The sequence below is a fragment of the Streptomyces goshikiensis genome (genome assembly GCF_014650555.1).
GTDB classification, from domain to species: domain Bacteria; phylum Actinomycetota; class Actinomycetes; order Streptomycetales; family Streptomycetaceae; genus Streptomyces; species Streptomyces goshikiensis.
On sequence record NZ_BMVE01000006.1, the window covers coordinates 247,356 to 268,847 of the forward strand.

Here is a 21,492-nt window from a genome sequence, read left to right on the forward strand (position 1 = left end):
CGTGACCGCCCTGACCGACCGCACCGACGACCGCTGGGACGACGGACTCATCGCGCGCTCGCGCCCCGAGACCCTCGGCCTCGACGGCGAGCACGCCGGCGACGAGAACGACGAGGCGCTCGTACGGGCCGTCTCCGGCACCGTCTCCGGCGCGGGCAGCGACGGCGGCAAGGCGACCGCGCCCCCGCTCAGCCCCGAAGGGCAGGCCCTGCGGCTGCGTCTCGACGCGCTGCGCCAGCTCGTCGGGCTGTCCCGGACCCGGCTCGACGGCAAGACCCTCGCCGAGGCCGGCCGGGTGCTCGACGAGGCGGCGGCGCGCCGCGGGCTGTCACCGCAGCACACGGTCGTCGCGATCGCCGGAGCCACCGGAAGCGGCAAGTCCACGCTCTTCAATTCACTCGCCGGTGTGCAGATCTCCGAGACCGGACTGCGCCGTCCGACCACCGCGGCGCCCATCGCGTGCAGCTGGTCGGACGGGGCCGCCGGGCTGCTGGACCGGCTGGAGATCCCCGGACGGCTGCGCCGCCGGCCCCGCGAGAGCACGGAGGCGGAGGTGCTGCGCGGAATGGTCCTCGTGGACCTGCCGGACCTCGACTCGGCGGTCGGCGCGCACCGCGACCACGTGGACCGGGTGCTGGGCCTGGTCGACGCGGTGGTGTGGGTGGTGGACCCGGAGAAGTACGCGGACGCGGTGCTGCACGAGCGGTACCTGCGGCCGCTGGCCGGGCACGCCGAGGTGACGTTCGTCGTGCTCAACCAGGTGGACCGGCTGCCCGGCGAGTCCGCCGACCTCGTCCTGGACGACCTGCGGCGGCTGCTGGACGACGACGGCATCGCGCTCGGCGAGCACGGCGAGCCGGGAGCCACCGTCCTCGGGGTCTCCGCCCTGACGGGTGAGGGCGTCGGGGAACTGCGCGAACTCCTCGGACAGTTCACCCAGGAGAAGGGCGCCGCGACCCGGCGGATCTCGGCGGACGTGGACCGGGCCGCCGTGCGCCTCCACCCCCTGTACGTGGCCGACGGGCACCCGGGGCCCGAGATCGGCGAGGTCACGCGCGCCGAGTTCGAGGACCGGCTCGCGGAGGCGGTCGGGGCGTACGCGGCGGGCCTCGCCGCCGAGCGCGCCTGGCGCCGCAACGCCGGGAGGGCGTGCGGGACGCCGTGGCTGCGGCTGTGGCGCTGGTACGAGAGCAGGCGCGCCCCGCGCTCACTGGCCGGGCTCGCCTCCCTCGCGGCCATGGGGCGCACCTCCGCGCCCTTCGAGGCACCGGCCGAGGAGGAGGTGACCGCGCGCCAGCGCGTCGAGCAGGCGGTACGGACCGTCGCCGAGGAAGCGGCGACCGGGCTGCCCGACCCCTGGGCGCAGGCGGTGCGGGAGACCGCGGTGCGGGGCGGCGAACGGCTCCCGGAGGCGCTGGACGAGATCGCGGTGACGCTGGGCGCGGCCGTCGCGGTGCCGGGCGCGAAGCCCCCGCGGCCCACGTGGTGGCCGGCGGCGGTGCTGGCACAGGCGGCCATGACCCTGCTCCAGGTCTACGGGGGGCTGTGGCTGGTCGGCCAGATCGCCGGGGTCCTGGAACCGCGCCTGCTGCCGCCGGTGCTGCTGATGGTCGCGGGCATCGTCGGCGGGCCGCTGGTCGAGTGGGCCTGCTCCCTCGCGGCCCGGGGCCCGGCGCGGCGCTACGGCCAGGACGCGGAGCGGCGACTGCGGCAGGCCGCGGCCGGCTGCGGCCGGGCCCGGGTGCTGGAGCCGGTGGCGGCGGAGCTGCTGCGCTACCGGGAGGTGCGCGAGCAGTACGCGACGGTGGCGAAGTTGTCCACAACCCGCCAGTAGTCCACAGGCCGGAGCGCGGACCGGGGGGCCGGGCCACGATGGGCGTACCCCGTGCGGATGGACCGTACGGGTGCGGGACGCAAGGGGAGGGGTGGCCGGTATGCACGACACCCGGGTGACGCTGGTGGGCCATGTGGCCACGCAGATCGACTTCAAGGAGACGCCGAGCGGTCCGTCGGCGAGGTTCCGGTTCGCGGTGACACCGCGGTACTTCGACCGCAAGAGCCAGGCCTGGGCGGACGCGCCCACCAGCTTCTACACGGTGTGGGCCCACCGCACGCTGGCGGTGAACCTGGCCGGATCCGTATCGGTCGGCGAACCGCTCGTGGTGCACGGCAGGCTGCGGGTCCGGGAGGGCCCGCCCGACGCGGAGGGCAACCGCTGGTTCTCGGCCGACATCGACGCGATCGCCATCGGACACGACCTCAGCCGTGGTACGGCGGCCTTCCGCCGGGTCGTCCGGACGGACACCCCGCTGATGGCCACTCAGAAGGCGGCGGTGGTCTGAGTGTTCGAGGCGGTTAGGATTCCCCGGTACTCACGGGCACCTGGGTCTTTGGCCCGAAGGGGAAGACTGTGTCGATTGCCGTTCCCGCATCCTCCGTACCCTCCGCATCCGCCGCGTGCCGCGCGCCCTCAACCGACGCGTCTGGCAAGGCTGTTCCGGATACTCCTGTCGTGTCTGCTCCCGTCGGGGCCCTGGGCGCGGCTTCCGCTTCCGCTCCCGGGCCGGTCCGGGGCTCCGCGCGGCGTCCGCTGGCGGTGGCGCTGCTCACCGCCGCCCTCGCCGCCGCTCCGGCGGCCCAGGCCGTCGCGGACGCCGCTCCGGCGGGCCGGGCGCCGGAGGGTGCGAGAGCCGTGCTGGACGGGCTGAAGACGTACGGCCAGGCCGTCGTGCGCACCAAGGACGGGGCCGTGAGACAGATCCCGGCCGGGCTGTACGAGATGCGGGTCGACGGCGGGGGCATGCTCCAGACGTACGGGGTCGGCGCCGCGGGATACGCGCAGCCCCAGGCCCGCTACACGGAGAGCGGGTGGGGTTCGAGCCCGCTCGCGGAGAACGGCGACGCCGGCCGGATCCGCTGGGTCCTGGAGCACTCCTACCCGCAGCTGAACGACCTGGCGGGCCTCGCTAAAGCCGCCGGAGCCGGGGCGCTCACCGCGGAGAGCGCGGCCGCCGGAACGCAGGTGGCCATCTGGCGGCTCGCGGAAGGGGCCCAGGTCGAGGCCTCGGACCCGGCGGCGGAGAAGCTGGCCGACTACCTCCAGCACGCCGCCGGGCGGCTGCCGGAGCCGCCGGCCTCACTGGGGCTGGAGCCGGGCGAGGTCTCGGGCGAGGTGTCGGGACCGGTCGGCAGCAGACTCGGCCCGGTCACGGTGCGGACGGGCGCGCAGAGCGTGAGCGTCACCCCGGACGCGGCGGCCACCGCCATGGGGGTGCGCGTGGTCGACGCCGAGGGGCGGCCGCTGACCACCGCCGGGAACGGCACCCGGCTGTACTTCGAGGTCCCGGTGGGCACGCCCGACGGCTCCGCCTCCGTCACCGTCCAGGGCTCCACCAAGGTGCCCGTCGGCCGGGTCTTCACCAGCGGGATCCCCGCCCAGGCGCAGATCGTGGCCGGCTCCAGCGAGTCGGCGACGACCGTCACCGCGAAGGCGATGTGGCCGAAGCAGCGGACCGCCGGCCCGGCCGGGGGGACCGGCGGGGAGACCGCGACGATGGGCGAGCTGTCCGCGCCCGTGCCGGTGGCGCCCGCCGCGGCCGGCGCGGGGGTGACGGCCGGGGCGGCCGCGGAGGAGACCCCGGACGGGGAGCGGCTCGCCGTCAGCGGCAGCTCCGCGGCCACGCCGGTCATCGCCTCGCTCGCCGTGGGGCTGGTCGTGCTGGGCGGGATGGTCGTCCTGCTGCTGCGCAAGCGGCCGCTGGAGGACGAGGAGGGCGGAGAGGCCTGACCCGGGCCGGGCTGAACCGGGCCGACCTGAACCGGGCGGCTTGACCTGGGTCGACGTGACCCGGGCCGGGCTGATCCGGCCGGGCTGACCCGATCGGCAGCGTGCTGATTCTGCGCCCGCCTCTGCGGGTAGGCGCTGGGAATGGCTGATCAAGAGCTGAATTGGCAGGGCGCGTTCGCGCGGTGGGACCGGGAGCTGTTCGACGCGGTGGCGCGGCGGCACTGGCCCGGCGCCGACCGGGTGCTGCCGCGCCTCGGGCGCGCCGCGAACCACGGGGTGCTGTGGGGCGGGGCCGCCGCGGCGATCTCCGTCTTCGGCTCGGCCCGGGCGCGCAAGGCCGCCCTGAGCGGGGCCGCCTCGCTGGCGCTCGCCTCGGCGACCGTCAACACCCTCGGGAAGTGGTCCGTCCGCAGGCGGCGGCCGCTGCTGGCCGGGGTCCCGGCGGTGCGGCAGCTGAGGACCCAGCCGCAGACCACCTCGTTCCCGTCGGGGCACTCGGCGTCCGCCTTCGCCTTCGCCGCCGGGCTGGCGCTGCGCTCCCCGGGCTGGGGGGCCGTCGTGGCGCCGGTTGCGGCCTCGGTGGCGTTCTCCCGCGTGTACACCGGTGTGCACTACCCCTCGGACGTGCTCGCGGGAGCTGCCCTCGGCGTGACGGCGGGGCTCGTCGTCAACCGGCTCGTGCGGGACGCCGAGGAGGCCCGGGTCGTGCCCGGTGACGAGCGGCGGGCCACCGCGGCGCCGGCCCTGCCCGACGGGGCCGGGCTGACGGTGGTGGTCAACACCGGGTCGGGCACGGCGAACGACGCGGGACTCGGCGCCCTGCGCGAGCGGCTGCCCAAGGCGGAGCTGATCGAGTGCGAGGGCCCCGACCTGGCGCGGACGCTGGCCTCGGCGGCCTCCCGGGCCACGGTCCTCGGGATCTGCGGCGGCGACGGCACCGTCAACGCGGCCGCCACCGCCGCGCTGCGGGCCGGGGTGCCGCTGGCGGTGTTCCCCGGAGGCACCCTCAACCACTTCGCCCTCGACCTCGGCCTCGCGTCCACGGAGGACACCTGCCGCGCCCTCGCCGCCGGGGAGGCCGTCCACGTCGGCGTGGGCCGCTTCACCCCCGCCCCGGGGGAGGGGGAGCCCGGCTACTTCCTGAACACCTTCAGCATCGGCGCGTACCCCGAGCTGCTCCGGCACCGGCTGCGGTGGGCGCCGCGCATCGGGGGCGGGCCCGCGGCGCTGCTCGCGGCGTGGCGCGTGATGCGGGCCGAGCATCCCGTACGGCTGACGCTGGCGGGGCGGCCCCGCTCCGTCTGGCTGCTGTTCGCCGGCAACGGCACGTACCACGGCACCGGCCCCACGCCCCGCCGTCGCGACGGCCTCGGCGAGGGGCTGCTCGACGTACGCCTCGTCCACGGCGGCGGCCGTCCCGCCCCGCGGCTGCTCGCCGCCGCCTTCACCGGCCCGCTCTCCCGCTCCCCGGTCCACGCCGCCACCCGGCTGCGCAGCCTGCGGGTGGGCGACATCCCGCCCGGTACGCCCCTCGCCTACGACGGGGAGTACGCGCAGGCGCCGACCTCCTTCGTGCTGGACAGCCTGCCGGAGTCGCTCGTCGTGTACCGGCCCGAGCACTAGATCAAGACAGAACGTGACGAAGTCGCGTTCTGCGGTCGACCCGGACCCCCGGGCGTCCCTAGAGTGAGGGAGGGTAAATGATCATGAAGCTTGTGAAGAGTTAGCTGGGTGCTGTCTGTGAACACGTCCCGGGCCGCCGTAGCGGTCACCGCGTCCCCCGCGACCCCGTCCGCCGCCGACAGCGGCTGGAACCTCACGGGCGCAGACACCGGCGCAGGCGCGGGCGGCGACAGCGGCTGGAACCTCGCCGCCCACCACTGCTGACCCGCCCGTTCCCCGTTCCCCGGGGCCCCGGCCCGGGTCCCTCCGGCCGGTGCCCTGGTCAGGGGCCCGGGATCATACGGGTTTCCCCCGAGGGATGGACGTCAGGCAAGATGGGGTGTATCTGCCCACCATCGATCTGCCGGACGGTTTCTCTTGGCTGAGTTCATCTACACCATGCGCAAGACGCGCAAGGCGCACGGCGACAAGGTGATTCTTGATGACGTCACCCTGAACTTCCTGCCCGGCGCGAAGATCGGTGTGGTCGGCCCGAACGGTGCCGGTAAGTCCACCGTTCTGAAGATCATGGCGGGCCTGGAGCAGCCGTCCAACGGTGACGCGTTCCTGTCGCCCGGCTTCACCGTCGGCATCCTCATGCAGGAGCCCAAGCTCGACGAGTCGAAGACCGTCCTGGAGAACGTCCAGGACGGCGCCGCCGAGATCATGGGCAAGCTGAAGCGCTTCAACGAGGTCGCCGAGGAAATGGCGACCGACTACACCGACGCGCTCATGGACGAGATGGGCAAGCTCCAGGAAGTCCTGGACCACGCCAACGCCTGGGACCTCGACGCCCAGCTGGAGCAGGCCATGGACGCCCTGGGCTGCCCGCCCGGCGACTGGCCCGTCACCAACCTCTCCGGTGGCGAGAAGCGCCGCGTCGCGCTCTGCAAGCTGCTGATCGAGGCCCCGGACCTGCTCCTCCTCGACGAGCCCACCAACCACCTCGACGCCGAGTCCGTGAACTGGCTGGAGCAGCACCTCTCCCAGTACAAGGGCGCCGTCGTGGCCGTCACCCACGACCGGTACTTCCTGAACAACGTCGCCGAGTGGATCCTCGAACTCGACCGCGGCCGCGCGCACCCCTACGAGGGCAACTACTCCACCTACCTGGAGAAGAAGGCCACCCGCCTCAAGGTCGAGGGCCGCAAGGACGAGAAGCGCCAGAAGCGCCTCAAGGAAGAGCTGGAGTGGGTCCGCTCCAACGCCAAGGGCCGCCAGACCAAGTCGAAGGCCCGACTCGCCCGCTACGAGGAGATGGCGGCCGAGGCGGACAAGATGCGGAAGCTGGACTTCGAGGAGATCCAGATCCCGCCGGGCCCGCGTCTGGGCTCGATCGTGGTCGAGGTCAACAACCTCTCGAAGGCGTTCGGCGACAAGGTCCTGGTCGACGACCTGTCCTTCACGCTGCCGCGCAACGGCATCGTCGGCATCATCGGCCCGAACGGCGCCGGCAAGACCACGCTCTTCAAGATGATCCAGGGTCTGGAGGCGCCGGACTCCGGCTCCGTCAAGATCGGCGAGACCGTCAAGATCTCGTACGTCGACCAGAGCCGCGCCAACATCGACCCCAAGAAGACCCTCTGGGCCGTCGTGTCGGACGAGCTGGACTACATCAACGTCGGCCAGGTCGAGATGCCCTCCCGCGCGTACGTCAGCGCGTTCGGCTTCAAGGGCCCGGACCAGCAGAAGCCGGCCGGCGTCCTGTCCGGTGGTGAGCGCAACCGCCTCAACCTGGCGCTGACGCTCAAGGAGGGCGGCAACCTGCTGCTCCTCGACGAGCCCACCAACGACCTCGACGTCGAGACCCTGTCCTCGCTGGAGAACGCGCTCCTGGAGTTCCCCGGCGCGGCCGTGGTCATCTCCCACGACCGCTGGTTCCTCGACCGGGTCGCCACGCACATCCTGGCGTACGAGGGCGACTCCAAGTGGTACTGGTTCGAGGGCAACTTCGAGTCGTACGAGAAGAACAAGGTCGAGCGCCTCGGCGCGGACGCCACCCGTCCGCACCGCGCCACGTACAAGAAGCTCACCCGAGGCTGAGGGCTGAGGTCACAGACCATGGCCAGACACCACTACCGGTGCCCCCTTCGCTGGGCGGACATGGATGCCTTCGGGCACGTCAACAACGTCGTCTTCCTCCGCTATCTGGAGGAGGCGCGGATCGACTTCATGTTCCGCCTGGCGCCGGGGGAGGGCAGTGAGTCCTTCACGGGCGGTTCCGTCGTGGCCCGCCACGAGATCGACTACAAGCTGCCCCTCGTGCACCGCCACGAGCCGGTGCTCATCGAGTCCTGGGTGACCCGGATAGGCGCCGCGTCCCTGACCATCCGCTACGAGGTCAAGGACGAGGCGACCGAGGACAGGCCGGAGACGGTCTACGTGCGCGCCGAGACCGTCGTCGTGCCGTACAACCTCGCCGAGGGGCGGCCCCGCCGCATCACGGCCGAGGAGCGGCTCTTCCTGCAGGAGTACCTCGACACGCCGCAGACGCAGAGCTCCAAGGGCTCGGAAGGGCGCCTCGCGGCATGACCGAGCAGCTGCACTTCGCCGACTCCGGGGAGGCGGCCGACCTGGCCGCCTTCCTGGGCCGGCTGGTGCACTACGACCGCGCCGCCGCGGTCCGCCTCCAGGCGGGCGGCGGCGCGCTCGCCGTCTTCGGGCGGCCGCCGTCGTTCGACGTGCTGGCCATCCGCACGGTGCGGCTCGCCGCGCCCGTGGGCATGCCGCTGGACCTGACCGTGTCCGCCGGTGAGCTGCTGGAGTCCGTGGACGAGGCCGGCGCGAGCGCCGTCGTGCCCGGGCCGGTCACCGGCCCGCCCTGGGCCGGGGTGCTGCCGCCGCGCGGCGGCTGGAGCCAGGTGCCGGGGCTGCCCGGTGCCGAGGCCGTCCGCGGCGCCGTGGCCGCCGCCGTCGCCGAATTCCGGGCCCGTGACGAGGCCCTTCCCCCGCAGCACCGGACCCGGTCCGAGCGCGACCGCATCGGCCGCGAGATCTGGTCCCGCACGCTGGGGGACACCGAGCTGCCGCTGCGCGCCGTGCACGCCGCGCAGTCCCTGGGCTTCCTGCGGCCGGTCCGCACCCCCGTCGCCTCCGCGTCTGCCGAGGCGCCGACGGCCGGGGGCCCCGAGCCGCTGGCGCTGCTCGCCTCCGGGGGCTGGCTGCGGCTGCGCACCCCGTACGGCTCCATCGCCACCCGCCGCCCGGGCCGGGTCGGCGGCCTGGGCGCCCTCCAGGTCCGGCCGGTCTAGGTCAGGACCCGGGATTCCGTTTGGGCTTCCGTGTCCGGGGCGGCGCGGGTCCTCGTACGGGTTCGGGTGCCCCTCAGCCGGCCGTGTTGATCATCGAGGCGGCCGCGTACGTGAGGTAGCGCCACAGCTTCGCCTCGTGCTCCGGCGCCAGCGCCAGCTCGTCCACCGCGACCCGCATGTGCTTCAGCCACGCGTCGTGCGCGGCCGCGTCCACCTGGAACGGCGCGTGCCGCATCCGCAGGCGCGGGTGGCCCCGGTTCTCGCTGTACGTGGTCGGGCCGCCCCAGTACTGCATCAGGAACAGCGCGAACCGCTCCTCGGCGGGGCCGAGGTCCTCCTCCGGGTACATGGGCCGCAGCAGCGGGTCCTCCGCGACACCCTGGTAGAAGCGGTGGACCAGACGGCGGAAGGTGTCCTCGCCGCCCACCAGCTCGTAGAAGGTCTGCTCCTGAACCGTGCTCCGCGGAATGTCATTCACCTGACCATCGTCTCAGACGCCCGGACGGAGGACCCCGGTCCTAGGACTCCCGCCCGAAGCCGCGCGCGTTCGCACCCCGGGGCCCGGCGCAGGACAGTGGATGCATGGGCGCACACCCCGAGGTACGCGACGTACGGGAAACCGCGCACGCCGCCCAGGTACGGGAGCTGGACGCCGCCGGGGTCCTGGTCGATCCGGCCTGGCGGGCGGCCTTCGAGGGGGTGCCCCGGCACGCCTTCGTGCCGTACTTCTGGACGGGCCGCGGCGCCGGACACGAGCGGCTGTGGGGCGAGGACCCGGATCCGGAGCAGCGGGCCCGCTGGCTGCGCGGCGTGTACACGGACACCCCGCTCGCGACCCGGCTCCGCGACGGCGAGCTGGTCTCCTCCAGCAGCCAGCCCTCCCTGATGGCGAAGATGCTCAACGCCCTGGACGTGCGCGACGGGCACCGCGTGCTGGAGATCGGCACCGGCACCGGCTACAACGCCGCGCTCCTGTGCCACCGGCTCGGCGACGACCTCGTCACCACCGTGGACCTGGAGGAGGAGATCACCGAGTCCGCGCGGACGCACCTGGCCGCGCTCGGCTACCGGCCCACCGTGGTCACGGGGGACGGGGCGCGCGGCTGCCCCTCCCGCGCCCCCTTCGACCGCATCCTGGTGACCTGCACGCTGCCCCGGATCCCGCCCGCCTGGCTCGGCCAGTGCCGGCCCGGGGCGCGGGTCCTGGCCCCGCTGTCGACCGGGCTGATCGCGCTCACCGTCCGGGACGCGGAACTCGCCGAGGGCCGCTTCCTGCACACCTCGGCCTATTTCGTCCCGCTGCGCGGGGCCACGGCGGCGCCGCCGCCCGCCGAGCCCTCGTACGGGCTGCCGTACGAGCTGGTGGAGAACGAGCGCTTCCAGTTCATGCTGGTGCTGACCGCCGGGGCGCTGCACGCCCGCGAAGCCCTGGACCTCTGGCGCGGCGAGGGCCGCCCGGCGCGCGAGCGCTTCGGTGTGACGGTCACCCCGGAGGGCCAGTGGTCGTGGCTCGACGATCCCCAGGGGCCCTACGTGTGGCCCCTGGGGGAGACGGGTTAGCCGCGGCGGACGGTGATGGTGGTCCAGGCGCCGACGTGCACGCGGTCACCGTCGGTGAGCGGGACCGGCACGTAGGGCTGGATCGGCTCCTCGCCGCCGTTGATGGTGGTGCCGTTGGTGGAGTTCTGGTCCACCACGGCCCAGCTGCCGTCGGGCTGCTGGACCAGCACCGCGTGCTGGTGCGAGACGCCCGGGTCCTCCGGCGGCACCGACAGGTCGACGTCCGGGGACTCGCCCGTGGAGGCGCGGCGGCGGCCGATGGTGATCTGGCTGCCGGCGAGCGGAAGGTGCAGCTCCGGGGAGTACGCGGGCATGTTGAGCCCCGCCGCGTCCGGGCCGCTGCGCTGCATCATCGCCATGAAGTACGAGCGGTCCGGTCCGATCGTCGCACTCCAGGAGCCGCCGCCCTGGGACGGGAAGGGCTGGTGCTGCTGCTGAGGCTGCTGGTACTCCTGCTGCGGCGCGGGCGGCGCGTACGACTGGTGCTGCTGGGGCTGGGGCTGGGACTGGGGCTGGGGCTGCTGGTACTCCTGCACCGGCGCCTGCTGCTGGTACGCCTGGACCTGGGGCGGCGGCGGGGGCTGCTGCTGGTACTGGGGCTGCTGGTGCTGCTCGTGCGCCGGGGGCGGGAGCAGCCAGTCGTCCTCGCGCTGCAACGGCTCGGCCGGCCGGTTGACCCGGGACGGGCGGGAGCCCTGGTACTCGAAGTGGTCCTGGGAGTAGACGGGCGGAGCCGGCGGTGCCACCGGCGGCGCGGGCGGCGCCGGAGGCGGGGGCGGCGGGGCGATCCCGGCGCCCGGGCCCGGGCCCGCGCCCTGATCCGAGCTCTGGCCCAGCCCCTGGCCCTGGCTCAGCCCCTGACCCGGGCCGCTGCCGGCCCCGGCCCCGGGCATGGGTTCCGGGGCGAGCGGGGTGTACGAGGTCGCCGTACGCGTCAGGAAGTTGTACCGGCACTCCTCGCAGAACGGGGCCATGGCCTCGCGCGGGGTCCGGCACTGCGGGCACAGCTCGGCCTGGGCGGTCGGCTCACCCGCGGTGGGAGGGTAGCCGTACCCGTACGACGGAGCCGCGGGAGCACCCGTGGAGGAGGGGGCGGGAGAGGGGGCAGCCATGCGGTGGCCGCAGACCTCGCACCAGTCATCGGAACCCGAGTGGTGCCCGTTCGGGCAGGTCGGCATGTCGGCCCTTCCCCCTTCACCCTGCGTCATCGCGTCAGGTCTTCTTCTCAGGTCTTCTTCACTCGGACGGTCTGGGTCGAACGCGTTTCCAGAGTCATCTCGTCGGCATCGGCGACCTTCGCTTTCAGCCGCACAGTACCCGCCGCCGCATCGACGACGTCCACCACCTTCGCCAGCAACTTGGCCGTGTCCGCGTTCCCCGACGCGGACGCGAGCTGCACGGCACGGCCGAGCTTGGCCGTGGCGCCGTCGACATCACCCAGTTTGCGGGCTTCCAGGCCCTGTTGGATAGCCTGCGCGAGCTCCGCCTGTCCGGTGTAGTGCGCGACCTGCGCGTTGATGGCGGTGGAAGCCGCGAGATCGGTCGTCCACACCGCCCGGACGAGCCCCTGGGCGAGGACGGACGGCGGCTCGCCCGGCGCGCCGGGGAGCATGAGCGTGGCCCGGGCGGCCAGCATCTCCTGGCCGACGGCCGCACCCGGCACCCGTACGCACACGTGGTACTCGCGGGACTCGTCGCCCCACGAGCCGGTCGGGTAGTCACCGGCGCGCGGGCCCGCCGGGGTACGGCGGTCGGTCAGGTCCCGGACGGCGGGCGCGACCTGCTTGACGTACTGGATCTCCACGCCGACCGGGGTCCACAGGCGCAGTGCGACGTCCGCGACCTCCTTGCCCATGGCGTTGCCCATCATCCGGGTGAAGTCCTCGGCGAGATGGGCCGGGTCGGCGACGATGTCGGCGGTGCCGAGCAGCGTGCTCGCGATGCCGGTGACCTCCTTGACCTCCCAGTCGGTGCCCACGCCGCGGGCATCGCAGGTGAAGCGGCCCGCGCAGGCGTCGAGGGTGGCGCGCAGCACGGCCGGGTCCTCGTGCTCGTTGCGGCCGTCGGTGAGCAGGATGCCGTGCCGGATGGCGGCGGGGGACTGCCGGAACAGGCCGTCGGCGAGGCGCAGCCAGGTGCCGATGGCGGTGCCGCCGCCCGCGCTGAGGCCGCGCAGGGCCTCCTTGGCCTGGGCGCGGGTCTCCGGGCCGGCGGTGGCGAGACGGCCCTGGCCGGGGTAGACCTCCTTCGCCACGTGCGTACCGGCGACGACGGCGAACGCGGTGCCGTCGCGCAGGGTGTCGATCGCCGCCGCCGTGGCCTCGCGGGCGCCGCGCATCTTGTCCGGCGGGTACTCCATCGAGCCCGAGCAGTCGACCATGATCACGACGGCCGCCCCGCCCTGGGCGGGGACGGCGGCACGCGTCGCGGTCGCCCCGCCGGTGGAGGTGACCGTCACGATGGCGTGGACGTCACGGCCGCCCTCGGGGAGGAACTCGTTCTGGTACACCTCCACGCTGAAGCGCGGGGCGCTCGGCTTGGCGAAGTTCGCCATCGGTTGGACTCCTCGGGAGCGGGCGGGGCTGGGGGTCAGGCCTGGGTGCGGGGGTCCGCTTCCGCTTGCGGTTCCGCTTGTGCGTCCGCGCCGGGGTTCCGGGCCGGGTCCGCCGGGTTCGGGCCCGAGCCCGAGCCGGGGTCCGAGTCCGGGTTCGGGGGCGCGGTGAAGGGGACGACGGCCACGGTGACGTTGTCGTGGCCGCCCCCGTCGAGGGCGTGCCCCACCAGCACCTGCGCGCTGTGCAGCGGGCGGGCCGCGGCGTCCTCCGGGAGCACCTGGGCCATGTCGCGGGCGGACTCGGCGTAGTTCCACAGGCCGTCGGTGCAGACGACCACCACGCCGTCGTGATCCGGCTTGAAGCTGGCCGTGTGCGGTTCGAGTTCGTACGCGTCCGCCCCGAGCCAGCCGGTGATGGCGTGCGCGCGGACGTCGGCGTAGGCCTCGGCCTCGCCCATCAGACCGGCCGCGACCATCTGGGCCGCCCAGGAGTCGTCCTCGGTGAGGCGGCGGGGGAGCGCGGCGCGGTCGTCGGGGATCCAGTACGCGCGGCTGTCGCCGACCCAGCCGATGGTCAGCAGGCCGCCGCTGACGACGGCGCCGACGAGGGTGCAGGCGGGGGCGTTCTGCGCGCCGGACACCTCCGGCGCGAGGGCGTTGACGGCGGCCGCGGCGGCGAGGATCGCCTCGTGCATGGCCTCCTGGGGGTGCGCGCCTCGGGGCAGGGCTTCGAGCAGCGCCTCGTTGGCGGCGGCGGCCGCGGCGGCGGAGGCGTCGTCGGGGCGGCTGGCGGAGGAGACGCCGTCGCAGACGATGGCGACGGTGGCGGCGGAGCCGTCGGAGAGGGCGGTGGCCGCGACGGCGAAGGAGTCCTCGTTGCGGTGGTGGCGCAGACCGCGGTCGCTGACGGCGGCGACGCTGCCGAGTTCCTCTTCGAGGTGGTCGCGCTCGCGGGGCTGGGCGTGGCCGCAGTGCTCGCAGTAGCCGTCGGTGTCGACCCGGCCGGCGCGGCAGGCGACGCAGGTCTTCGCGCCGTCGCCCTGCGGGGCGGGAGGGTCGTACCGGCCGGCGGCGGCGGCCTGCGGGGGCTGCGGGGGCGGCGCGGCGCCGGGGTCCGGGACGGGGTCGCCGTCGGCGGACCAGCCGGCCGAGTCCTCGACCAGCGTCGGCGCGGCGGCGGCCGTGCTGCCCCATCCGGGCGCGGCGGCGACCCCGTACCCGGAAGCGCCGCCCGGCTGCGGGACCACGGCCGGGCGGTCGCGGTCCTCCCCGTCGGCGTGCTCCCGGCCACCCGCGTCGCCCGCGTTGCCCGCGTGGGCGCCGGGGTGCTCGCTCGCGGAGGCCGCGAAGCTCCGGCCGCCCCGTGCGGCGCCCGCCTCGGCGTAGCCGCCGGAGCCGCCGGGTTCGCCCGTCTCCGGGTCCGGCCGGTACGGGGCGCCGACGGCGGTCGCGCGCGGCCGCCCGCCCGCCGGTTCGGCCACCCCGGGGTGGCCGGCCGAGCTCGCGCCGGATCCGGGATGCCCGGCAGCGCCGGGGTAACCGCCCGCGGTCGCGGCCGCGTTGGGTACGGGCTCGGGGTGGTCGCTCGCGGAGTGCGCGGCGGCCCGACCGACCGGCGGCGCGGGCGCGGCGACCTGAGGCGCGGCGACCGGTGGCGCCGGTGCGGCACCCGGCGGCGCGGGCACGGCAGATGCGGGCGCGGCAGCCGGTGGCGCCGGCGCGGCAACCGGTTTTGCGGGCGCGGTAGCTGGGGGCACGGCGGCCTGAGGCGCGCCAACCGGGGCCGCGGGCATGGCCGCTGGAGGCGCGGCGACTGGTGGCGCCGGCGCGGCAACCGGTGTTGTGGGCCCGGCAGCTGGGGGCGCGGCGGCCGGGGGCGCCGGTGCGGCGGCCGGGGGCGCGGCAGTTGGGGGGCCCTGGGGGAGGGGGAGGGTGGGGTGGTCCCCGGATGGGGGCGGGGCGGAGAGGGCGTAGCCGCACACGCCGCAGAAGCGGTCACCCTCCTCCAAGGGTTCCGCGCAGCTCGGGCATCCCGACAGCCGATGCATCGACATCACTCACACCCACGTCCGGGGACGGAAACGGTTTGCCCGCTCCACCAGTTCGATCCTCTCCTCGCCCCGCTGCGCCAGCCGGGCGAGGACGCGGTACGAGCGCTCCAGGCCGAAGCGCAGCCCCCGCTCGTCCAGTTGACTGCCGAGCAGCAAGGGCCGGCCGGGGTCGGCACCCCGGCTACCCGACAGTACCCAGTCCAGGGCCGAGCCCAGAACCTCCGTCGACAGCCGCTGGTGCCGCTCCGCGTCCAGGCCGAACCGCTCCAGCGCCTCCACCTGCGCGGCAGCCGCCGTCAGGTCAGGCAGCAGGGCCTCTTCGGGAGCCCGGTCGCGCAGGCGTGCCCGTACCGCCGCCACCCGTGCGGCGGTGTAGTGGATCGACGCCTCCGGTACGGACTCCAGCGTGGCCACCGCCCCGGCCCGGTCGCCCGCGGCCAGCTGCACCCGCGACAGACCGAACGCCGCGCTCACGAAACCGGGGTCGGTGATCCACACCAGCCGGTAGTACTCGGCCGCGTTGTCCAACTGCCCCAGGACTTCCGCGCACAGGCCCAGGGCCAGCTTCGGAGCGGGCTCGCCCGGGAAGGCGTCGTAGATCGCGTCGAAGGACAGGGCCGCCGTCTCGTCGTCCCCGGTGGCCAGGGAGACGATCCCGCGCGCCCACACCACCCGCCAGTCGTCCGGGTGCCGGGCCTCCAGCCGCGCCAGCGGCCCCTCGGGCCCGGCGACGTCCGGCTCGCCCAGCTCCAGGCGCACCCGCAGCTCCCGCAGCCGCAGCTCCGCCGAGTCGGCGGCCGCCGGGCCGAGCGCACCGAGGGCGCCGAGCAGGTCGGCCGGCGCGGAGGCCAGCAGGCCCGCCAGGAAACCGGCGTGGGGGTCGGTGGGGTCCACCAGCGGCACCGGCAGGGCCAGCGCCGCCGCCCGCGCGTCCAGCGGGGCGAGCCCGGTGCGCGGGAGCGCCGGCTCCGCTCCCGGATCCGCCGCCGGGTCCGGCGGCGCCACCGTCACGGCCTGCCGGGGCGCGGGCACGCCCGCCGCCCGGCCCGCCGACTTGTGCGTCGCCGTCGCCCCCAGCCGCGCGGCCGGAGCCTGCGAAGCGGCCGTCACCGGAATCGGACCCGCCGCCCCCGACGCGGGCGGCGGCCCGGCCACCGCGGCCGCCGGCCGTCCCTTGCGGGAGGAGGCCCGCGCGCCCAGCCGGGACACCTGTGCCCCCGCCGTGTCGGCGAACAGCCGGGTGTCCGGAACCCGCAGCTCCGGCCCGAACAGGGTGGAGACCTGCGGCCGCGGCCGGCCCGTCTGGAGCGCGACCACCTCCCGCAGGACGCCCGTCAGCTGGTCCGCCATCTCCTGCGCGGACGCGAACCGCCGCCCCGGGTCCGGGTCGGTGGCCCGTACCAGCAGCCGGTAGAACGACTCGTAGCGGCCGAAGACCTCGATGTGCTCCGGATCCGGCAGCGAATCCACGAACACGTTCGTGTAGCCCTGGAAGTCGAAGGTCAGTACCGCCAGGGTGCGGGCCACCGTGTACAGGTCGGAGGCGACCGACGGGCCCGACTCCGCGACCTCGGGGGCCTGGTAGCCCACGGTGCCGTAGATGGCCGACTCCTCGTCGTCCATCCGCCGGACCGCGCCCATGTCGATCAGCTTCAGCTGGTCCTGCTGCTGGATCGCGTTGTCGACCTTGAAGTCGCAGTACAGAAGGTTTCTGCTGTGCAGGTGGCCGAGCGCCTCCAGCGCCTCGATGCCGTACGCGCAGGCCTGCTCCACCGGCAGCGGGTCGCGCCGGCCGTCCGGCCGCCGCCGGTCGTTGGCGATCTCCTTGAGGGACTTGCCGCCGACGTACTCCATGACGATGTACCCGTCGAGCGAACCGGTCCGCTGGTCCAGGTGCTCGACGAAGTTGTAGATCCGCACGATGTTGGAGTGCTCGATCTCCGCGAGGAAGCGCCGCTCGGAGATCGCCGCCTCCATCGCGTCCTGGTCCCCGGTGTCCAGCAGGCCCTTGAGCACCACCCACCGGTCCGAGACCGCCCGGTCCACCGCCAGGTACACCCAGCCGAGGCCGCCGTGCGCCAGGCAGCCCGCCACCTCGTACTGGCCGTGCACCACGTCGCCCGCGCGCAGCTTGGGCACGAAGGAGTACGGGTGCCCGCACTTGGTGCAGAACCCTTCCGTCCGGCCCGGCCGGTCACCCCGAGCCCGGCCCACCGGAGCCCCGCAGTCCGAGCGCGAGCAGAACCGCTTGCGCTCCGGCACCTCCGGGTTCTCCAGCACCGCCGCCGAAGGATCCGGCCGCGGCACCTCCGGTACGTTGACCAGCCCCGCCCCGAGCCGGCTGCGCCCCGAGGCCGAGGCCCCGGAGGACGAACTGCGCACCGACACCGAGCGGGTGGACGCGGCGCCCGACAGCGCGCGCGAGAGCCGCCCCGACACCGAGCGGCGGGACGAGGACGAACGCGAGGAGCGCGCCGAGGCCGAAGAGCGCGCCGACCCGTGCGACCCCTGGGACCCCCGGGAGCCGTGGGAGGCGTACGAGTCGCCGCGGCGCGCCGCGCTCGTCATCCCCGTCGGCGGCGAGAGGAGTTCCTCCGCGCCCGCCGCGACGGAGCCGACCGGCGCCAGCCCGCAGGTGTCGCAGTACAGCTCGCCGCCGCCCATGTCCTCGTACGTCCCCGGGCATCCGGGGCGGACGCACGCGGTTCCGGCCACACTCATGCGTCCTCCTCCCCCGGCCCCTCGGGCCGGTGCTGCCGGGGCGCCAGCGCCTCGGCCGCCGCCTGCTGGTACCTCAGGACGGCCTGCTCGGCGGCCCGCAGGTCGCAGGGCGCGCTCCACAGCATCCGCCGGGCCGTGTCGTACCGCTCGATCAGCAGTGGATCCTCCGCCATGCCGTGCCGGGCCATCTTCGCCTTGTACGCGTCGAGCCGCCCGCGCAGCTCGGCCCGTACGGCCAGCGGCGCCGTCACGGCGGTCAACGATTCCCGGGCCCTGCGGAGTTCCTCCCCGGCCCGCTCCTCCAACGACTCCAGCAGCGGCGACAGCCGGTGCCACTGCGCCTGGCGGCGGTACTCCGCGGCCGTCGCGAGCTGCTCCTGCAACGCCGTCGGAGGGCCGCTGACCGCCGGGACCTCCGATGCCGCGATCTTCGCCAGCACCTCGCCGCGCGCCGTCCGCGCCTCCGCCAGGGTCCGGTCGGCCCGCGAGAGCACGTCCCGCACGCTGATCAGCCGCGCCTCGGCGTCCTGCCGTACGTCCAGCACCGCCTCGACCTCACGGCGTACGTCCTCCAGCGCGAGCGCCGCACGGTCGTAGCGGCCCGTGTCCGGGCGGCCGCCGCCGGGAGCGGAACTCCCCGCCACCGGCAGCCAGAACGCCAGCGGGTCCGCGATCACCCGCTCCCGCAGCTCGGCCAGCTCGGCGGTGATGTCCTCCAGGTCGTCACCCGAGGGGTGTTCGCCCGGGCGCACCCCCACCGAGTGGGCCAGCGAACGGGTGCGGTGCAGCTCGGCGGCGAGCAGGTCGATGCGGGCGGGCAGCGCCGACCACACCGCGTCGGCGGCCACCACCACGTCCAGCGAGCTCGCGTACAGCTCGTTCATCCGGGTGACCAGCGCGGCGAGCGAGAAGCGCTCCGCCAGCGCGGCGCCCTCGACCCCGGCCCCGGCGATGGTCACCCCGGGCCCGCGCAGCCGGTCGGTCAGCTCGATCAGGTCGTCACGGCTGGGCCAGCGGCGCCGGTCGCGGATCCGGCGGGCGGCGGCCAGCGCCCCGCTGTAGGCGTCGAAGTACGTCCACAGCCGGGTGATCGACGCGTCGGCGGCGGCCCAGCGCTCCTTGGTGACGCCGGTCAGCCCGGCGCCCTCCAGCAGCCGCCGCCCGGCGTGGTCCTGGAGCGCGAGCAGGGAGGTCTCGACGGCCTCGTGCTCCGCGCCCAGCCGGGTCAGCGCGCGGTCGACCTCGTCCCGGTCCATCAGGGCCGGTCCCGTTTCCGGGCGCCTCACATAGGGCTCCGATCCCGCCACAGGCCTCAGCCGTCCCGGTACTTGGGCTCGGGCGGTGCGACCGCCTTGGGCAGCACGCCTTCGAAGTGGGCCCGGTAGGCGACCATCCACGGGCTGTCGTTCCCACCGGCGCGGTAGTTCTCCAGCACCTTGTTGACGCGGCGCACCAGATCGGTGGCGTCCTTGTTCATGGCGACGCCGTAGAACTCCTTGGTGAAGGGGGAGCCGACGAGCTGCACCGACGGGTCCTGCGCGGCCTGCCCGGCCGCGAGGGCGTTGTCCGTGATGATGCCGTCCACCTCGCCCAGCTGGAGCCGCACCAGGCAGTCCAGCTGGTTGGGCACGGTGACCGGGACCGATCCGTAGGACCGGGACGTCAGCGCGGCCTCCGCCGTGGAACCGGCGGCGAAGCAGATCTTCCGGCCCTTCAGGGAGGCGTCGTACCCCGTGATCGTCGAGCCCTTGGGCACGAGCACCTGCTGCCCGGCCTCGAAGTAGGCCGTCGAGAAGGCGACGTCCTCCAGCCGCTTGCAGTTGATCGTCATCGTCCGCACGACGACGTCGACCCGGCCCGCCTGGAGGGCCGGGATGCGCTGGCTGGTGGGGATGGCCCGGTAGATCACCTTGGACTCGTCGCCCAGGATGTCCTTGGCTATGGCCTTGACCAGCGCGATGTCGAAGCCGTCGAGATGGCCGTCCGGATTGCGGTAGCCCCACTTGAAGCTGTTCTGGTCCACGCCCGCGACGAGCTTGCCGGCGCTGCGGATCCGCTCGATCGTCGGGCCGTCCACCGTGGACGGACGCAGGCTGGCCTCCGGGTTCTCGCAGGTGTCCCCGGGACCCCAGAGGGCGTCCGGCGCGACCTGCACCGAGGCCGGCGGGCGGACCGCCGGCGGGCCGCCGGTCTCCGGCGCGGCCTGGGCCAGCGGCAGCAGCACGGCCGCCGCCGTCAGCGCGCAGGCCGCCGCCATCGCCGTGACCCCGCCCCAGCCGCGCAGCCGGGCCGCCAGCCGGCGCACCCCGGACGGCCCGGGGCCGTCGCCCTCGCCCGTACCGCGCCGCCCTCGTACCGTCCGCATCGCTCTCACCTGTACTCCGAAAGCCTGCGCCCGATACCGAGCAGCGCCGCCGCCGCGCCGACGACCGCAAGGGCCGCCGCGCCCGTCACCAATCCGCCCAGCGCGCCGAGCCCGCCCCGGGCCGCCCGGGTGAACTCCTTCTGCTCATGGGCCACAGCCTGTTCCAGCGAGGCGTCCACCGTGTCGAACGAGGCGCCGCTGCTCTCCTTGTGGTCGGCGTCCCCGATGACCTGGGGCAGGGCGCCTTCGTAGTCGCCCTTCAGGTCGCTCTCCCGGGCCGCCGCGTGCCGCTGCTTCCACTGCGCCACCCCGCCCGCGGCGCGGGCGACCGGGGAGCGGCCGCTGTCGTCGTCGGCGAGTCTCAGCGCTCTCGCCAGCCCGTCGTCCAGCTGCTTCATGTTCGTGGTGAAGTCCACGTCGTACTTGTCGGACTTCTTGTCCTCGGCGAGCACGGCGCCGCGCGCGATCAGGGTGAGGTTCTCGTTGGCCCGGGCCTGGAGCGAGGCGATCCGGGCGTCGTTGAGCACCTTCAGCGACTCCTGGCCATCCGTCCGGGCCTCGTTCAGATCGGCCCGGGCGAAGCTCTGGCCCACCGCCAGCCACAGCAGCACCACCAGGGCGGCGCCCGTCGCGGCCACCAGCCCGTGGTTGAAGACCCGGTTCGTCCGGTGGTAGTTGCGCCGCTGCGCCCAGCCCAGGGCCGCCAGCGCCAGCACCCCCGCGGCGAGCGCGGCCAGCGGCCAGGACCGGGCGTCGTCGTAGTCCGTGTACAGCCGGCCCGTCTCCGCCTCGTACAGCCGCTGGGCCGCCGGCAGCAGTACGGTGCTCATCTGCTCATTGGCGTACCTGAGGTACGCGCCGCCCAGCGGCAGGCCCTGCCGGTTGGTGGCCCGGGCCTGCTCGATCAGTCCGGTGTACCGGGGCAGCTGCTCACCGAGGAGGGTGATCTCCTTGCGGGAGCTGTCGCCCGCCGCGGCGTTGGCGGCCGCGCTCACCAGCAGCCGGGACGCGTTGGCGATGTCCTTCTCGTACCGCTGGCGGACCTCGCGCGGCTCCTGCGCGCCGGCGAGGAACCCGCTGGAGGAGGCCGTGTCCGCATCGGCCAGGGAGCGGTAGATGCTCGCCGCGTCCGCGCTCAGCGGCTGGCTGCGGCTCACCACGTCATCCGCGGCGGCGACCCGGCCGGAGATCTCCCACACCGTCACCACGCCGAACAGCAGCACCGCCGCGGCCAGAGCGGCGCCGATGATGCGCAGCCTGCCGGGCTCCGTCACCGCCGCCCGGCGCAGCTGGTCCACGCCCTCGGCCCAGGCGGAAACCCGCCTCGGCGCGGCCGCCGGCGACCCGGCGGGAGGCGCGGCGGGGCCGCCCCCGGGCGCGGGCGCGCGTGATGTGACGACCACCGTGACCTCCCCCTCGGTCCCTCTTGCTCCGCAGCAGTATGGCCGTAGTGACGGTCAACCACAGCACCCAGTGCCGGATCATGGGCGAACCACCCCTGCGGGCGCCCCCGTCACCCCTTCACCGTGAATACGTCCACA

At 74.7% G+C, this 21,492-nt stretch carries 17 protein-coding genes; 9 read left to right on the forward strand and 8 right to left on the reverse strand.

Annotation, left to right across the window (positions count from 1 at the left end; genetic code table 11):
• The first annotated feature begins 1 nt into the window (after position 1).
• From IE248_RS19850 to IE248_RS19885, 8 genes are all read left to right on the forward strand, one after another.
• Complete coding sequence (locus IE248_RS19850; RefSeq protein WP_047960578.1) at positions 2 to 1,834, forward strand: GTPase; 1,833 nt, start codon at positions 2 to 4, stop codon at positions 1,832 to 1,834.
• Between the two features lie 100 nt (positions 1,835 to 1,934).
• Positions 1,935 to 2,342, forward strand: a complete 408-nt coding sequence (locus tag IE248_RS19855) for a single-stranded DNA-binding protein (protein ID WP_037797603.1) — start codon at positions 1,935 to 1,937, stop codon at positions 2,340 to 2,342.
• A 170-nt stretch (positions 2,343 to 2,512) separates the two neighbouring features.
• The gene (locus IE248_RS19860; protein WP_229895413.1) at positions 2,513 to 3,787 is read left to right on the forward strand and encodes a thioester domain-containing protein; all 1,275 of its coding nucleotides are present in this window, start codon (positions 2,513 to 2,515) and stop codon (positions 3,785 to 3,787) included.
• A gap of 141 nt (positions 3,788 to 3,928) precedes the next feature.
• Positions 3,929 to 5,410, forward strand: a complete 1,482-nt coding sequence (locus tag IE248_RS19865; protein ID WP_037797601.1) for a bifunctional phosphatase PAP2/diacylglycerol kinase family protein — start codon at positions 3,929 to 3,931, stop codon at positions 5,408 to 5,410.
• Positions 5,411 to 5,527: 117 nt separating this feature from the next.
• Positions 5,528 to 5,674 carry a hypothetical protein gene (locus tag IE248_RS19870; protein WP_159032078.1) on the forward strand — a complete coding sequence of 49 codons (147 nt, stop codon included), beginning with the start codon at positions 5,528 to 5,530 and terminating at the stop codon, positions 5,672 to 5,674.
• 153 nt (positions 5,675 to 5,827) lie between these two features.
• The gene (gene ettA, locus IE248_RS19875; protein ID WP_073773550.1) at positions 5,828 to 7,492 is read left to right on the forward strand and encodes an energy-dependent translational throttle protein EttA; all 1,665 of its coding nucleotides are present in this window, start codon (positions 5,828 to 5,830) and stop codon (positions 7,490 to 7,492) included.
• 18 nt (positions 7,493 to 7,510) lie between these two features.
• A complete protein-coding gene (locus IE248_RS19880) occupies positions 7,511 to 7,981 on the forward strand; it encodes an acyl-CoA thioesterase (RefSeq protein WP_073799405.1) in 471 nt (156 codons plus the stop codon).
• A complete protein-coding gene (locus IE248_RS19885) occupies positions 7,978 to 8,700 on the forward strand; it encodes a DUF8010 domain-containing protein (RefSeq protein ID WP_190031291.1) in 723 nt (240 codons plus the stop codon). Before IE248_RS19880 ends, IE248_RS19885 begins: the two co-directional genes overlap by 4 nt.
• 73 nt (positions 8,701 to 8,773) lie before the next feature.
• On the opposite strand, the gene IE248_RS19890 is transcribed toward IE248_RS19885, so the two are convergent.
• Entirely contained in the window at positions 8,774 to 9,178 is a 405-nt protein-coding gene (locus IE248_RS19890; RefSeq protein ID WP_008741640.1) for a globin, read from the reverse strand.
• Positions 9,179 to 9,282: 104 nt separating this feature from the next.
• On the opposite strand from IE248_RS19890, the gene IE248_RS19895 reads away from it, so the two are divergent.
• Positions 9,283 to 10,260, forward strand: coding sequence for a methyltransferase domain-containing protein (locus IE248_RS19895; protein WP_008741641.1), 978 nt, complete (start codon positions 9,283 to 9,285; stop codon positions 10,258 to 10,260).
• On the opposite strand, the gene IE248_RS19900 is transcribed toward IE248_RS19895, so the two are convergent.
• The 7 genes from IE248_RS19900 to IE248_RS19930 all read right to left on the reverse strand — a co-directional run bounded on the left by IE248_RS19900 (position 10,257) and on the right by IE248_RS19930 (position 21,354).
• On the reverse strand, positions 10,257 to 11,438 hold the full coding sequence (locus tag IE248_RS19900) for an FHA domain-containing protein (RefSeq protein WP_190031292.1): 1,182 nt from the start codon (positions 11,436 to 11,438) through the stop codon (positions 10,257 to 10,259). The genes IE248_RS19895 and IE248_RS19900 overlap by 4 nt on opposite strands.
• Before the next feature lie 47 nt (positions 11,439 to 11,485).
• On the reverse strand, positions 11,486 to 12,814 hold the full coding sequence (locus IE248_RS19905; protein ID WP_190031293.1) for a vWA domain-containing protein: 1,329 nt from the start codon (positions 12,812 to 12,814) through the stop codon (positions 11,486 to 11,488).
• Positions 12,815 to 12,849: 35 nt separating this feature from the next.
• Positions 12,850 to 14,499 (reverse strand): protein phosphatase 2C domain-containing protein, encoded by a 1,650-nt coding sequence (locus tag IE248_RS19910; RefSeq protein WP_229895414.1) that lies wholly within the window; start codon positions 14,497 to 14,499, stop codon positions 12,850 to 12,852.
• Between the two features lie 372 nt (positions 14,500 to 14,871).
• On the reverse strand, positions 14,872 to 17,586 hold the full coding sequence (locus IE248_RS19915) for a tetratricopeptide repeat protein (RefSeq protein WP_190031294.1): 2,715 nt from the start codon (positions 17,584 to 17,586) through the stop codon (positions 14,872 to 14,874).
• Complete coding sequence (locus IE248_RS19920; RefSeq protein WP_037795460.1) at positions 17,583 to 18,842, reverse strand: coiled-coil domain-containing protein; 1,260 nt, start codon at positions 18,840 to 18,842, stop codon at positions 17,583 to 17,585. Before IE248_RS19920 ends, IE248_RS19915 begins: the two co-directional genes overlap by 4 nt.
• A 56-nt stretch (positions 18,843 to 18,898) precedes the next feature.
• Positions 18,899 to 19,951, reverse strand: a complete 1,053-nt coding sequence (locus IE248_RS19925; RefSeq protein WP_373301556.1) for a glutamate ABC transporter substrate-binding protein — start codon at positions 19,949 to 19,951, stop codon at positions 18,899 to 18,901.
• Positions 19,952 to 19,956: 5 nt separating this feature from the next.
• Positions 19,957 to 21,354 carry a GlnX family signal transduction membrane protein gene (locus IE248_RS19930; RefSeq protein WP_373301557.1) on the reverse strand — a complete coding sequence of 466 codons (1,398 nt, stop codon included), beginning with the start codon at positions 21,352 to 21,354 and terminating at the stop codon, positions 19,957 to 19,959.
• Between the last annotated feature and the right edge of the window lie 138 nt (positions 21,355 to 21,492).